Annotated in this window: 14 protein-coding genes; 9 read left to right on the forward strand and 5 right to left on the reverse strand. The window is 64.2% G+C overall.

Annotated elements, in window-relative coordinates:
• Positions 1 to 140 precede the first annotated feature (140 nt).
• The 6 genes from AAC645_RS13790 to AAC645_RS13815 all read left to right on the forward strand — a co-directional run bounded on the left by AAC645_RS13790 (position 141) and on the right by AAC645_RS13815 (position 5,896).
• The gene (locus AAC645_RS13790) at positions 141 to 602 is read left to right on the forward strand and encodes a MaoC family dehydratase (RefSeq protein ID WP_340316813.1); all 462 of its coding nucleotides are present in this window, start codon (positions 141 to 143) and stop codon (positions 600 to 602) included.
• Entirely contained in the window at positions 599 to 1,492 is an 894-nt protein-coding gene (locus AAC645_RS13795) for an HpcH/HpaI aldolase/citrate lyase family protein (protein WP_340316814.1), read from the forward strand. Before AAC645_RS13790 ends, AAC645_RS13795 begins: the two co-directional genes overlap by 4 nt.
• Positions 1,485 to 2,657: an acyl-CoA dehydrogenase family protein gene (locus AAC645_RS13800; protein ID WP_340316815.1), complete on the forward strand. Its 1,173-nt coding sequence runs from the start codon at positions 1,485 to 1,487 to the stop codon at positions 2,655 to 2,657. The genes AAC645_RS13795 and AAC645_RS13800 overlap by 8 nt, the downstream gene beginning before the upstream one ends.
• Before the next feature lie 23 nt (positions 2,658 to 2,680).
• Positions 2,681 to 3,664 carry a thiamine pyrophosphate-dependent dehydrogenase E1 component subunit alpha gene (locus tag AAC645_RS13805; RefSeq protein ID WP_340316816.1) on the forward strand — a complete coding sequence of 328 codons (984 nt, stop codon included), beginning with the start codon at positions 2,681 to 2,683 and terminating at the stop codon, positions 3,662 to 3,664.
• A 22-nt stretch (positions 3,665 to 3,686) separates the two neighbouring features.
• Positions 3,687 to 4,676, forward strand: coding sequence for an alpha-ketoacid dehydrogenase subunit beta (locus tag AAC645_RS13810; RefSeq protein WP_340316817.1), 990 nt, complete (start codon positions 3,687 to 3,689; stop codon positions 4,674 to 4,676).
• Positions 4,677 to 4,738: 62 nt separating this feature from the next.
• Complete coding sequence (locus tag AAC645_RS13815; RefSeq protein ID WP_340316818.1) at positions 4,739 to 5,896, forward strand: phosphotransferase family protein; 1,158 nt, start codon at positions 4,739 to 4,741, stop codon at positions 5,894 to 5,896.
• 52 nt (positions 5,897 to 5,948) lie between these two features.
• Here AAC645_RS13815 and AAC645_RS13820 read toward each other — a convergent pair whose 3' ends face one another.
• The 3 genes from AAC645_RS13820 to AAC645_RS13830 form a co-directional block, all read right to left on the reverse strand.
• Complete coding sequence (locus tag AAC645_RS13820) at positions 5,949 to 6,722, reverse strand: SDR family NAD(P)-dependent oxidoreductase (RefSeq protein WP_340316819.1); 774 nt, start codon at positions 6,720 to 6,722, stop codon at positions 5,949 to 5,951.
• A 93-nt stretch (positions 6,723 to 6,815) separates the two neighbouring features.
• Positions 6,816 to 7,586: an SDR family NAD(P)-dependent oxidoreductase gene (locus AAC645_RS13825; protein WP_340316820.1), complete on the reverse strand. Its 771-nt coding sequence runs from the start codon at positions 7,584 to 7,586 to the stop codon at positions 6,816 to 6,818.
• Positions 7,583 to 8,149, reverse strand: a complete 567-nt coding sequence (locus tag AAC645_RS13830) for a hypothetical protein (RefSeq protein WP_340316822.1) — start codon at positions 8,147 to 8,149, stop codon at positions 7,583 to 7,585. Before AAC645_RS13830 ends, AAC645_RS13825 begins: the two co-directional genes overlap by 4 nt.
• Positions 8,150 to 8,278: 129 nt before the next feature.
• On the opposite strand from AAC645_RS13830, the gene AAC645_RS13835 reads away from it, so the two are divergent.
• The 3 genes from AAC645_RS13835 to AAC645_RS13845 are packed head-to-tail and all read left to right on the forward strand — an operon-like array spanning position 8,279 to position 11,478.
• Positions 8,279 to 9,553, forward strand: coding sequence for a cytochrome P450 (locus tag AAC645_RS13835; protein WP_340316824.1), 1,275 nt, complete (start codon positions 8,279 to 8,281; stop codon positions 9,551 to 9,553).
• A gap of 33 nt (positions 9,554 to 9,586) precedes the next feature.
• A complete protein-coding gene (locus AAC645_RS13840; RefSeq protein ID WP_340316825.1) occupies positions 9,587 to 10,753 on the forward strand; it encodes an acyl-CoA dehydrogenase family protein in 1,167 nt (388 codons plus the stop codon).
• Between the two features lie 23 nt (positions 10,754 to 10,776).
• Positions 10,777 to 11,478, forward strand: coding sequence for a hypothetical protein (locus AAC645_RS13845; protein ID WP_340316826.1), 702 nt, complete (start codon positions 10,777 to 10,779; stop codon positions 11,476 to 11,478).
• A 26-nt stretch (positions 11,479 to 11,504) separates the two neighbouring features.
• On the opposite strand, the gene AAC645_RS13850 is transcribed toward AAC645_RS13845, so the two are convergent.
• Positions 11,505 to 12,695, reverse strand: coding sequence for a cytochrome P450 (locus AAC645_RS13850; protein ID WP_340316828.1), 1,191 nt, complete (start codon positions 12,693 to 12,695; stop codon positions 11,505 to 11,507).
• Between the two features lie 14 nt (positions 12,696 to 12,709).
• Positions 12,710 to 14,185, reverse strand: a complete 1,476-nt coding sequence (locus AAC645_RS13855; RefSeq protein ID WP_340316829.1) for a phosphotransferase family protein — start codon at positions 14,183 to 14,185, stop codon at positions 12,710 to 12,712.
• Between the last annotated feature and the right edge of the window lie 45 nt (positions 14,186 to 14,230).

Here is a 14,230-nt window from a genome sequence, read left to right on the forward strand (position 1 = left end):
GCCTATGAGGTCTATAGCCAACTGCTCGGACGCGCCGACGCACGGCAACTGGCGAGCCCCTCCATCGGGCTCACCCATAATCTCGGCGGCGTCCCCTACCAGGGCATCGCCGCAATCTCTATCATAGGACTGATGAGCTAATGGCTGGAGTATGGTTTGACGAATTGACGGTCGGGCAAGTGTTTCACCACCCGATCCGCCGAACGGTGACAGAGACCGACAACGTCCTGTTCACCGCAATGACGCACAATCCCGCGCTCCTTCATCTCGACGAGGAGTATATGAAGGGCACGCCTTTCGGCCAGCGGCTGGTCAATTCGGCGTTCACCCTCGGGCTGATGGTCGGGATTTCGGTCGGCGACACGACGCTCGGCACTGCGGTCGCCAATCTGGGTTGGGACGAAGTGCGCTTCCCCACGCCCCTGTTCCACGGCGATACCGTCCATGTCGTCACCGAGGTGATCGAGCTGCGCGAGTCCAAGTCGCGCCCCGATCAGGGCATCGTCACCTTCCTGCACAAGGCATTCAATCAGAAGGACGAGCTGGTCGCCTCGTGCAAGCGCTCGGGGCTGCAGCTGAAGAAGCCGAAGGACGCCGCATGACCCTGCCGCTTCGCTCCTTCCTGTTCATTCCCGGCGACAGCGAGAAGAAACTCGGCAAGGTTGACGGCGTGGCGGCCGACGCTTTCATCTTCGATCTCGAGGATGCGGTGGCGGTCGCCCGCAAGCCCGCAGCGCGCGAGATGGTGCCGGCTTTCATCGCCGATCGGCCGAAGGCGAAGCGCACATCGCAGCTATGGGTGCGGGTCAATCCGCTCGACACCCCCTGGACGCTCGAGGATCTCGCCGCGATCGTTCCGGCCGCTCCCGACGGCATCATGCTGCCCAAGGTCGATGGCCCGGAAGACGTGGCGAAGGTCAGCCACTATCTCGACGCTCTCGAGACAGTCTCGGGCCTGGAAAAGGGATCCATCCGCATCCTGCCGGTCGCGACCGAGACGGCGATCTCGCCTTTCCGGCTCGGCGATTACGCCGGGGCCGGATTGGAACGACTATATGGTCTCACCTGGGGGGCCGAGGATCTGTCCTCCGCGGTTGGCGCGAGCGGCAACACCGACGCGAGCGGCGGCTGGGCGCTTACCTACCGGATGGTGCGTTCGCTCTGTCTGCTGGGCGCGCATGCGGCGAAGGTCGAGGCCGTCGATACGCTGTACGTCGATTTCCGCGACAATGATGGCTTGATCGCCAGCTCGCGCGCGGCGCGGGCGGAGGGATTCTCCGGGCGCGTGGCCATCCACCCGGCGCAGGTCGACGGGATCAACATCGCTTTCTCGCCTTCAGAAGACGAAGTGGACTTCGCGCGTCGCGTGATCGAGCTGTTCGCGGCCAATCCGGACTCGGGCACTCTCGGCCTCGACGGCAAGATGCTCGACATTCCCCATCTCAAGCAGGCGCAGAAGACGCTTGCCATGTACGAGGCACGCCGTGGCTGACATCCGCAACGACACCGACAGCGCCCGCGGCATCTTTTCGGGTGAGCATGAGCAGTTTCGCGAGACGGTTGCACGTTTCGTCGACGAGGAACTCGTGCCCCACCACGCCCAGTGGGAAAAGGACGAGGTCGTCCCGCGCGAGATCTGGAAACGCGCTGGCGAGGTCGGCATCCTGTGTCCGAACGTGCCGGAGGAATATGGCGGCTTCGGCGCCGACTGGCTCTACAACGTCGTCATCATCGAGGAACTCGCGAAGAAGGGCATCACGGGCCCAGGCTTCATGGTTCATTCCGAGATGGTCGCGCCGTACATCCTGGCGGCCGGTACCGAGGAACTGAAGCAGGCGTTGCTGCCTGGCATGGTTTCCGGCGAGATCATCGGCGCGCTGGGGCTCACCGAGCCCGGCGCCGGATCAGACGTCAAGGAGATCCGCACCCGTGCCGTGCGCGACGGCGACGATTATGTGATCAATGGCCAGAAGGTCTATATCTCCAACGGCCAGCTGTGCGACGTGATGGTCTGCGCCTGCAAGACCGATCCGACGGCAGGCGCGAAGGGCGTCAGCCTGATCGCGGTCGACTCGCATCAGCCAGGTTTCAAGCGCGGCCGCAATCTCGAGAAGATCGGGCTGAAGGCGCAGGATACCTCGGAAATCTTCCTCGAGGACGTGCGCGCCGCGGCGTGGCGGCGGCTGGGCGACGAAGGCAAGGGCTTCGCCATCATGATGGGCAAGCTCGCGCAGGAGCGGCTGACCCAGGCGGTGCGCAGCATCTGCGTCGCCGAAGCCGCTATCCAGTGGACGGTGGATTACACGGCCGAGCGCAAGGCGTTCGGGCATACGCTGGCGGATTTCCAGAACACCCAGTTCGTGCTCGCCGAGCTTGCCGCCGAGACACTGTCGGCGCGGACCTTCACCGACTGGTGCATCAAGCGTTTTCTCGCGGGTGAACTCACCTCGGTCGAAGCGGCGAAGGTCAAGCTCGTCGTCACCAACCTGCACGTCAAGGTCGTCGACCAGTGCCTGCAGTTCTTCGGCGGCTATGGCTATATGACCGAATATCCGATCGCACGCGCCTATATCGACGCTCGGATCGTCCGGATCGCCGGCGGCGCGGCGGAAGTCATGAAGCAGATCATCGGACGCGACCTCTTCGCGAACAAATAACTGGGATCGATCAGGAGAGCCACATGTCAAACTATCCGAAGCCGGATGCGGCGACCCTTCTGGAAATCTACAAGAAGGCGGTGCTGATCAAGCTGAACGACGAGCGGATCATCAAGCAGATGATGGCGGGCAAACTGGTAATGCCCTATTACTCCCCGCGCGGGCAGGAGATCATTCCCTCGGCGATCTCGGTGAGCCTCGACGACGACGATTATATCTGCACCATCTACCGCGGCATCCACGACATGCTCGCCAAAGGCTTTCCGCTCGATGAGCTGTGGGCCGAACTGGCCGGCAAGGCGACCGGCACCTGCAAGGGCAAGGGCGGCCCGATGCATCTCACCTGCCCCGAAAAGGGCATGATGGTGACGACCGGGATCGTCGGTTCCTCGATGCCGATCGCGACCGGCCTCGGCTGGGCCGCCAAGCTCGACGGAAAGAACCGCGTCTCGGTCGCCAACTTCGGCGACGGCGCGGCCAATATCGGCGCCTTTCATGAATCGATGAACATGGCCGCGCTGTGGAAGCTGCCGGTGATCTTCGTTTGCCAGAACAATCTCTACGCGGAGCATACCAGCCCCGCCTATTCGCGCGTGGTCGAGAAGATATCCGATCGTGCGGCCGGCTATGGGATGCCTGGCATAACCGTGAACGGTAATGACGCAGACGAGATGTACGGCGCCGCCAAGGTCGCGATCGATCGCGCTCGGGCAGGCGAAGGACCGACCCTGATCGAGGCAATGACCTTCCGCTTCAACGGCCATCTGCTGGGTGAGGCCGGCCATTACATGGACCAGACGATCTATGCGGACGCCCAGACCCGGGATCCGATGCCGAAGCTGCGCCAGCGCCTGATCGACGAGGGAATTGCCAGCGAAGACCAGCTCGCCGGGATCGAGAGCGACATCAACGCCGCGATCGACAAGGCGCTGGCCGCTGCGATCGACGCGCCCTTCCCCGATGTTGCCGAATTGAAGCGCGACGTGTTCGCCGAAGAAATCGCCTGAACGCGCGCAAGGATCGAAATAAATGACCGAAACCACCAAAATGACAATCGTGGAGGCGCTGAACCTCGCCCTGCACGACGCGATGGAAGCCGACCCGAAGGTGCTCGTCCTGGGCGAGGAAGTGGCCGATCCGCAGGAAGGCGGCGTTATGGGCGTCACCAAGGGCCTGTCGACCAAATATGGCGAGGACCGCGTCAAATCGACGCCAATCTCGGAGCAGGCGATCATCGGTGCGGCGATCGGCGCCTCCGTCGGCGGCTACAAGCCGGTCGCCGAGATCATGCTGATGAACTTCATCACCGTCGCCATGGACATGATCACCAACCACGCCGCCAAGCTGCGTTTCATGTCCGGTGGGCAGACCGGCGTTCCCATCGTGATCCGCACCATGACCGGCTCGGGTTTTTCGACTGGCGGGCAGCATAGCGATTATCTCGAGGCCTGGTTCGCACACACCGCCGGCATCAAGGTCGTCGCGCCCTCGAACGCCGATGATGCCTATGGCCTGATGCGGTCCGCTATCGACGATCCCGATCCCGTGCTCTTCATCGAGAATCTGCCGAGCTACTGGACACCCGGACCCGTGACCAAGGAGATCATTCCGATCGGCAAGGCGAAGGTCGCGCGCGAGGGGCGCGATGTCACCATCATCGGCCATTCGATGATGATCACGCTGGCCCTCGGCGTTGCCGAGGCGCTCGCCAAGGAAGGCGTCAGCGTCGAGGTCGTCGATCTCCGGACAATCTCACCCTGGGACCGCGAGACGGTGCTCGCCTCGGTCGCGAAGACCGGCCGGGCGGTCGTCGTCCACGAAGCCGTCAAGCAGTTCGGCATCGGCGCGGAGATCGGCTCGGTCATCAACGAGGAACTGTTCGGCAAGCTGAAGGCGCCGGTAAAGCGCCTCGGCGGCGCCTTCTCGGCGGTGCCCTTCTCGAAACCGCTCGAAGCTGCCTTCGCGCCGACCGCCGCGACGATCTCCGCCGCGGTGAAAGAGACGCTCGTGGGTGCCTGACGGCAGTGCCGTGGCGGGCATCGGCGGAAACCGGTGCCAGCAATCGCAGGAGAGGAAGTTCAATGGTCACCCTGGTCGAGCAGATCAAGCAGCGCTATGCGGCCGAGCAGGCCGGCGACCTGGTGCTGGCAACGCGGGCGGACCAGGTTCCGGCCACCTATGACGCCATGACCTGCGAATGGCTGACCGCCATCGTTTGTCGCGACGTCCCGGGCGCCGCAGTTACCGGCTTCCGCTTCGATGCGCGCGACGACGGGTCGTCGAACCGGCGCCGCATCTTCCTCGACTATAACGCCGCCGGGCAGGCGGCGGGATTGCCCGACAAGCTGTTCTGCAAGGCGGCTGAGAATCTGGAGAACCGGATCGTGCTCGGTGTGTCCGGCACTGCGCTTGCGGAAAGCAATTTCTACAATCTGGTGCGCCACCGGCTCGATATCCCCACGCCGCATGCGCGCTTCGCCGGCTTCGATCCTGATAATTTCGCTTATGTCATCGTGATGGACGACATGGCGGATGACGTGGTCTTCCCCGACGAGCGGATCGAGATGACCTGGAAAATGGCGGTACAACAGGTCACGACGCTGGCCGGCCTGCACAGTCGCTTCTTCGAGGATCCGGAACTCGGTACGGCCGCGCTGCCGTTCAAGCGCTGGCCCGACTGGTGGCAGGCGATGATGACCGGCGCACCCCGCTTCGGCGAGTTCTGCGACCGCGCGTTCGGCGACGCGGAAGCCGTCATTCCAGCCCGCCTGTTCAAGCGCCGGAGCGAGATCTGGCCCGCCACCGAGCGATCGGTGTTGCGCCACAACGATCTGCCTCACACGCTGATCCACAGCGACGTGCATTTCAAGAATTGGTTCATTCTGGGAGACGGGCGGCTCGGGCTCAACGACTGGCAGCTGACCACGATCGGCCACTGGTCGCGCGATTTCGCCTTCGCCACCACGACGTCGCTGACCGTGGAGAACCGCCGCCGATGGGGTGATGACCTCTTGCGATTCTATCTCGATGAGATGGCCCGGCGCGGCGTTCCCGCCGTCGCGTTCGATGAGGCGCGGCGCAACGTCAGCCAGCAACTCTTCTCCGCGCTCGCCTTCTGGACGATCACGCTTCGCCCCGCGGACGATATGCCCGCGATGCAGCCGGAACACACGACCTACGAGTTCATCAAGCGCCTGGCGACGGCGATCGACGATCTCGACGCACTGGACGCCTTCTGATCGATCCGGCGGGAGGCGGATTGCGGCCCGCCTCCCCTGACCGCATGACGGCTCAGCTCGTCGGCAGGAACGGCAGGAATTTCCCCAGCGTCTGTCCGCCATCTACGGCGAGCTCGGCGCCGCACATGTACGAACTTTCATCGCTCGCGAGGAAAAGGCTGGCACGCGCGACTTCTTCGGATTGGCCGATCCGCTTGATCGGCTGATCGACATAATATTTGTCGAGGTCCTCGACCGGTTCATCGGCAAGGTTGCTCATGCGGGTATTGATCCCGCCCGGGAAGACCGCGTTGACGCGAACTCCGCGCGGACCATATTCGAGCGCGGCGTTGCGGGACAGCCCGCGCAATGCCCATTTGCTGGCGCCATAAGCGGCCATCCCGTTCATCGCCCACAATCCCGCCGTCGACACGATGTTGACGATCGAGCCCTTGCCTTTGGCGAACATCACCGGCGCAACCGATTTCATCCCAAGCCACGCGCCGGCGAGATTGATCTCGAGCACCTTCAGGAAGTGCTCTTTCGACATGTCCGCGATCGACGCGGGAATGACGATGCCCGCATTGTTGATGAGCACGTCGACGCCGCCCCAGCGCTGCGTGGCCGCGGCGATCACTGCCTGCCAGTTGGCTTCGTCTGTCACGTCGAGATGTTCGTAGGCGGCGTCGCCGCCGATCGCCGCCGCGGCTGCCTTGCCCTCCGCGTCGTCGACGTCGCCGAGGATAACCTTGGCGCCTTCAGAAGCGAAAATGCGGGCGGTCACCTCGCCCTGGCCACGCGCGGCGCCTGTGATGATCGCAACGCGCCCTTCGAGCCTTCCAGCCATGTCCTTCTCCCTGCGGCTGCGGCGTGATCGCCGCCTGTCTCGCCCAGCGGATATGATGCGATCAGCCAATATGCAATAGGACCGTTCGCTGCCTTACGAGCGCGTGATTGTCTCGCCGCCGTCGACGGTGAGCACCTGGCCGGTGATATGGCGCGCAGCGGGACTGGCCAGGAAGGCGACGGCCGCCGCCACATCCTCCGGCTCGCCGAGGCGTCGCATCGGCGTGCGGGCCATTACCGCCTGTTCGTAGCCGTCGCGCTCCGTAAGGGCGCGGATCATGTCCGTTCGCGTGGTGCCCGGCGCGACGGCGTTGACGCGCACTCCACATTCGCCCCATTCCACGGCCAGCTGGCGCGTCAGTTGGTTTAGCGCGGCCTTGGAAACACCGTAAGCTGCTGCCCCCTTCACGCCGAAAAAGGCGTTGATCGAAGAAACCATCACCATTGCGCCGCCGCCGCTCTTCGCGATTGCAGGCAGGGCGTGGCGCGCGAGGTGCCATGGACCCGCCAGATTGGTGTCTATCACCTTGTGCCAAGAGGCGGGGTCGAGCTCGACAAGCGGCGCGAACACAGGATTGACGGCGGCATTGGCGATCACCGCATCGAGCCTGCCGAAGCGCTCCAGCGTCGCTGAAATCAGCGCCGCGCAATCCTCCTCCCGGCCGATGTGCGCGGCCACCGCGATCGCTTCGTGGCCTTTGTCGACCAGTTCCGCGCGCATCGCTTCGCAGGCCTCGGCCTTGCGGGAGGCGATGGCCACCTTCGCGCCGAGCGCCGCAAATAGCCGAACCGCCGCAGCGCCGATGCCGCGTGTGCCGCCGAGCACCGCGACGACCTTGCCGTCAAAGCCGAACGGCGCCGTCATCGTCTGTGCGAGAATTCAGCGTGCGGGGCAGGCGGAAAAGCCAGCAGCACGAGGCTGAGCGCTACCGGCAGCATCCCGAGCAGGGCGCCGGCAATGGCGACCGGCCCCGCCGCAGCACCGAGCAGCGCCACAAGATAATAGACGCTGCCAGCCGCGAGGAGGAGCAGGATCGCGCGCACCACCATATTTGGGCTGAGCCATGCCTGCGCGAGACCGCCGCCGCGCGCGCCCATGAAGAAGCGCTGCGGATCTCCGTTCGACTGGCGGAGAGCCAGCAGCACATAGGCGGCGACGACGATGTTGCCCCACCACATGGCCATCCAGACCCAGGCTATCGTATCGATGGCCCGGCCAGGCTGCTCGCGGTAGATCAGCCAAGCGACCGCGAACAGCAGTCCGGACACCAGATCCTGGTTGATGAACGCCTGCCAGGGGGATTTCGTGCCGGCGAGGAACACATCCAGCCCGGCGCCATGGCCCAGCGAGTCGTTGATCAGCACCTGCGCGCCCAGGATTGCCATCACGGCGACTACCAGGATCGCAACCCATTTGAATCCCGCCATCCGTCTCTCCTCCCCCATTGCCGGCGACCATCCCGCGAAACTCAATAGGTTGCAAGCATACTATTGCCGGGCTAACCATATGGGCGCGCGCGGCCGCCGCGGCCGCCTGAATAACCGAGGAGGGTTGCCGTGAGCGTGGAGTTAGCCGAACCTGATGCGCGCGCCTTGTTCTACCCCGAGGTGCTGGCCGAACCGCATGCGCTGCTCGCGCAGCTTCGCGAGGCCAGCCCGGTCGCCAAAGTGGTCGATCCCGAGGGGCGCGAGATATTTCTCGTCACCTCCCACGCGCTGATCGAAGAGGCTTCGCGCCGTGCCGAGGATTTTTCCAGCAAGTTCGGTCATCTGCTGATCGCCGGCGGGGGCGATCCGGAGGTCGAGCGCATCCTGGCGCAGGACTGGATCGAGCCGGGGCTGCTGCTCATTTCCGACGATCCCGACCACAAGCGCTATCGCGCGCTCGTCAACATGTCCTTCTCGATGGGCCGGATCGCCAATATGGCCCCGATCGTCGAGCGACTCGTCGACCAACTGATCGACGGCTTCATCGAACGGGGCGAGGTCGATTTCGTCAACGAATTCGCGATATTGCTGCCGACCTATGTGATCGCCGACATTCTCGGCTTGCCGCGCGACAAATATAAGCTGGTGCGTGAATGGTCGGATTCGATCATCCGCATCGTCAGCCGGATGGGCACGCGCGAGGAGGAAATCGCGGCCGCGCACCAGGTGCTCGATTTCCGCCGGTTCATCCTCGCGACGATCAGCGCGCGTCGCGCCCACCGCGAGGACGACCTGATCTCGTACCTGATCGACGCCCGCGCCGAAGGCTATCCGCCGCTCACCGATGCCGAGATCGCGCCGCTCGCCTTCGAAGTATCGGTCGCCGGCAACGAGACGACGCGCAACACCTTGATGAGCGGCATCGTGCGCCTGATCAACCATCCCGACCAGCTGGCTGCAATCCGCGACGATCCAGACGCGATCGGCAATGCGGTCGAGGAATTGCTGCGATATGAGACGCCGGCTTCGTCGATGTGGCGGATTGCATCCCGCGACACCGAGCTCGGCGGGGTTGCGATCCCGGCCGGTGCAACGCTGTTGCTGCGCTATGATGCAGGCAATCGCGACCCCGTTCGTTTCGAGGATCCCGACAAGTTCGACATAACTCGCAAGAACGCGCGCATGCATCAGGCCTTTGGCGGTGCGAACATCCATCGCTGCCTGGGCCAGATGCTCGCCCGCAAGGAGCTGTCGATTGCCTTCCCGCGGCTTTTCCAGCGGCTCAAGAATCTGCGCGTGGTCGAGGAGAGGAGCGATACGGCCTATTGGCCCGGTCTGCTCCACCGCGGCATCACAGGCGTCACGCTGGCCTTCGATCCTGGCGAGAAGGTGCTCGACCGATAATATTGGCATGAGCCGGAAACGAGGAGGGCATGCGTGAATTTCGAGCTTGATGAGAGCCATCTCGCGATTGTCGACGGCGTCGGCAAGGTGTGCGCGCAGTTTGGCGACGACTATTGGACCGAGCGCGAGGAGACCAAGAGCTATCCCTATGAATTCCACAAGGCGATGGCGGAGGGCGGCTGGCTCGGCATCACGATGCCGGTCGAGCTTGGAGGCGCCGGCCTCGGCGTGACCGAGGCGGCGCTGATGATGCACACGGTTGCCTCCAGTTCCGGAACCTACTCGGCAGCATCGACCATTCATCTCAACCTTTTCGGGCCGCATGCGATCGTCGTTCACGGTAGCCCCGAGCAGAAGCAACGCTGGCTTGGCCCGCTGGTGCGCGGCGAACAGCGGGCCTGTTTCGGCGTCACCGAACCAGATGCCGGGCTCGACACGACGAGCATGAAGACCTTCGCCAGCAAGGTCGATGGCGGCTACCGCGTCAATGGCCGCAAGATCTGGACGTCGTCCGCGCAGATTGCCGACAAGGTGCTGCTGATCGCGCGCACCACCCCCAAGGACGAGTGCAAGCGGCCGCCCGATGGGATCAGCCTGTTCTACACAGATCTCGACCGCAGCCGTGCCGAGGTCCGGCGGATTCCAAAGATGGGCCGCAACGCCGTCGATTCGAACTCGGTATTTTACGACGATTACTGGGTGCCCGCCGACGACCTGATCGGCGAGGAGGGCCGCGGCTTCTATTATCTGCTCGACAGCATCAATCCCGAGCGGGTGCTGGTCGGTATCGAAGCGACGGCGATCGGGCAGAATGCGCTGCGCCGCGCCACCGATTATGCCCGCGACCGGGTGGTGTTCGGAAGGCCGATCGGCAAGAACCAGGGCATCCAGCACCCGCTGGCGCAAAACTGGATCGAGCTCCAAACCGCCTATTGGGCCTGCCTGCGAGCCGCCTGGCTGTACGACCAGGGCAAGCCGTGCGGCGCCGAGTGCAACATGGCCAAATATCTCGGCGGCAAGCACGGGCATGAGGCGACCATCCGCGCTGTAATGGTGCATGGCGGCATGGGCTACGCCACCGAGTATCAGGTGGAGCGGCTCTACCGGGAATCGATCCTGGCGCGCATTTCGCCGGTGACCGAAGAGCTGATGCTGAGCTTCATCGCGGAGCGCGTGCTGGGGCTGCCGAAATCCTATTGAATCAACGGGCGGAGGGGCGGGTAGTGCAACATCAACTGGAAAAGGCGGGCGTGTGGTGCGGGATCGTCTCCGCGGTGATGATCTTCGTGGCGCTGGGGCTGTGCATGCACTTCATTCCGCCGCCCAGCCCCGCGGCGAGCGCGCAGGAGATCGGCGCCTTCTACCGCGAGCATTCGGTGGGGATACGCATCGGCGGCATTCTCATGCTGGCGACATCCGCGTTGTTCATCCCATTCTATTCAGTGCTCTCCGCCCATCTGCAGCGCATGGAGCCGTTCGGCTCACCGCTGGCGAAGGCCCAGTTGATGATCGCCGCGATCGCGCTGTTCATGCCGATTGCGATCACGTCCGTGCTGTGGATGGCGGCGGCCTATCGGCCCGAGCGGTCTGACGAGACGATCCAACTGCTCAATGACATCGGCTGGATGCTGTTCTTCACGCCGGTGATCGCCGGGCTGCTCCAGGTTTTCGTCATTGCCGCGGCCATCTTCGCCGATCCGGCACCGGAACCCCGCTTCCCGCGCTGGTTCGCCTTCTACAGTATCTGGATCGGGATCCTGTTCCTGCCGGCCGGCGTATTGCCGATGTTCAAGACGGGGCTGCTCGCGTGGGACGGGCTGCTGGCCTTCTGGCTGGGGATCACCGCGTTCGGCATCTGGTTCGTGCCGATGGCCGTGCTGTTGCTCAGGGCTTGCGAACGGGATGCGGCGACAGCGGCGAACTGAGCCGCCGCTGCTGCACGCGGCAGCGGTCATACCTTCCAGCGAAGCGGCAGATAGGAGACGGCGTTCGCACGGCCGGAAAGGCATATCGGCTTCTCGCCAGGTGCGATCTCGAAGTCCGGGATGCGCTTCATCCATTCGCCGAGAAACACATTCAGCTCGGTGCGCGCGAGGAAGGCGCCGATGCAGGTGTGTACCCCCTTGCCGAAGACCAGGTGGCGCTTGTCGGCGCGATCGAAATCGACCGTGAAGGGATCGTCGAACCGCTTCGGGTCGAGTCCGGCGAGCGTCGTCGCGGTCAGCACCATGTCACCCGCCTTCATCTCGACACCGCGCATGGCAGTGTCCTCGACCACAAGGCGGGACACATTGGCGATGTGATGGCGTCGCATCAGTTCCTCGATCGCCGGCTTGATAAGGGCCGGGTTCTCGGCGAGTTGGCGGCGATGCGAGGGGTTGCCGGCGAGAAACTGCATGATGAAGCCCATCATGCCCGCGACCGTGTCGAGCCCGCCCACCATCAGCAGCGTGACCATGCCGATCTCTTCCTCGAGCGTCAGCGGCCGGCCCCCTTCGACGGTGCCGGTCACGACCGCGCTGATCATGTCGCGGCCGGGATTGGCGCGGCGTTCGGCGATGATCCGGCCGAGATAGGCAAATGCCTCCTGCGCGCCCTCGAGGTGCTCGGCATCATGGCCGCGCACCATCTTTTCGGCCATGGCGAGCACCGGCAGGCGATCCGTCATCGGCAGGTCGGCGAGCCACATGAAGATGCCGATCGGCATGTGCAGTGCGAACTCGGAAGAGAATTCGCAGCCGCCGCTGGCGCGGAATCCCTCGATCAGGTCGATCGTCATCGTGCGGGCGCGGCTTTCTAGCTCGCTGATCGACTTCGGGCTGAAGAAGGGCGCGATCAGTCGCTTGAAATCATTGTGCCGCGGCGGATCGGTTTCGATGGGCGGAAAGGGAATCGGTCGCCCTTCCTTGGGAAGCGTCTGATAGCGCGAGGAGAATTCCCGGAAATTCTCCAGTGCATGTTCGATGTCCTCATAGCGGGTCAGCACCCAATGCCCGCCATAGCGCGGCGACCAGAAGATATCGGGACCATCGTGCAGGGCACCCCACCACTGATAGAGATCGTCCCCTTTCTCGGCCTCCAGAAAGTCGAAGTCGATGACCAGTTCGGGCGGTACATGGTCGGGTCGAGGCGCAAGTTGCATGGTCCGTCTCCGGCTCAATAGTCGACGTTCGGAGCGGTGCCTTCCGGCCCCGCTTCGATCAGATCCCACGCCGCCTTGATGAACAGCGGGAAGTGATAGTGGCCGGTGTAGGCGAGCTTCAGATCGGGGATTTCACCGGATTCGAACTTGGCCATCGACAGGTTCGAGGCTGAGGCGTTGCGGACATGTTGCCAGACACGGAAGAAATGCAGCCGCGCGGGATCGATCGCCGGTCCGCCAGCGGCGCGGTATCGCGCCATGATCGTATCCCAATGTTCCGCGCCAAGCGCGTTGCGGATCGAGCCGAGATCCTCGGCCGGATCGCCGATATGCGCGAACTCCCAATCGACCAGAGCGGTGAGCCTGCCCTCATCGATCAGCATGTTGTGAAAGCCGATGTCGCCATGCACCAGCACCGGCCGATCCGGACCATCCGGGACATTGGCGAGCACCCAGCGGTACAACGCCATCAGCGTCGGCGAGGGATTATGGCCGTGCGACAGGTAATAGGCGCGCCAGGCCTCGATGTAGCGCCGGGTAGACTCCGCCATCGGCAGATCCCACAGCTCGGTGCGGATCGAGTCGGTGAGATCGCCCAGCTCGGTCAGCGGCGGCAGCGTGTGCAGCCCGGCGACGCCCGAGGCCAGCACGTCGATCAGCGCATCCGAAAGCGCCTCCGTCGAGTGGAAGACATTGCCGCCGGTCTTGCCGGGTGACATCCGCATCACGAGGAAGTCGGAGCCGGGCAGGAGCTTGTGCTCGCTATCCACCCACAACGCGTCGGGCGCCGGAAAGCCGCGATCGAAGGCTGCCCTGATGACGGGATATTCATGGGCGACACGATGGCAGTCATTGTCGACGGTCGGTACGATCGGGTCGCGGCGGATCACCAGCGGTCCATCGATAGCATTTCCGGCGACGCTCAGCAGGATGGTCTGCTTGCCGAACCCGCCGGCGAGCGGCCTGAAATCGGTGACGGTAAGATCAGGCTCGGCGAAACGATCGCGCAGATAGGTCTCGAAACGCTCACGGCTGATCTCGGTATCGACACCGTTGCTTGCCGTCGCGGCCGCATCGGTGAGCGCGCGGCGATCGGCGACCTCCCAGGCGGCGATGCGGCGCAGAAGGTCGAGCCGCGCAAGCTCCGGCAGGTCCGCCGCCAGCCGGTCGTCGGCGATCGTCGTCTCCAGCGCGGCCAGGATCCCAGCGATCGTCTCGGGCGTCGCCGCAGCCCCGTGAATGCCGGCGCGGATCGTCTCCAGCCGTGCGGCGATCGGCGCGCTTGCCGCAGATTGGAGGCCGGTGATCATCTCTCCCAGCGTCTCGAGCCGTCGTGCGCTCATCGCAGCGCCGCCGCGCTCGCGCACCTCGAGGAGGCGGATGGCTGATGTCGCGCTTTGCCCGACCGACGCTTCTGCGCGGTCCTGGGCGAAATGCGCGGCAAGCTCGTCGAGCAGGGAGCGAAGCAGCTGTTGCGCGGGAACGAACATCGGAATCTCCGAAAAGCAGGGTGTGGCGTCGTCGCCGCAGCAAAA

It is taken from the genome of Rhizorhabdus argentea (assembly GCF_037861105.1).
GTDB classification, from domain to species: Bacteria; Pseudomonadota; Alphaproteobacteria; order Sphingomonadales; family Sphingomonadaceae; genus Rhizorhabdus; species Rhizorhabdus argentea.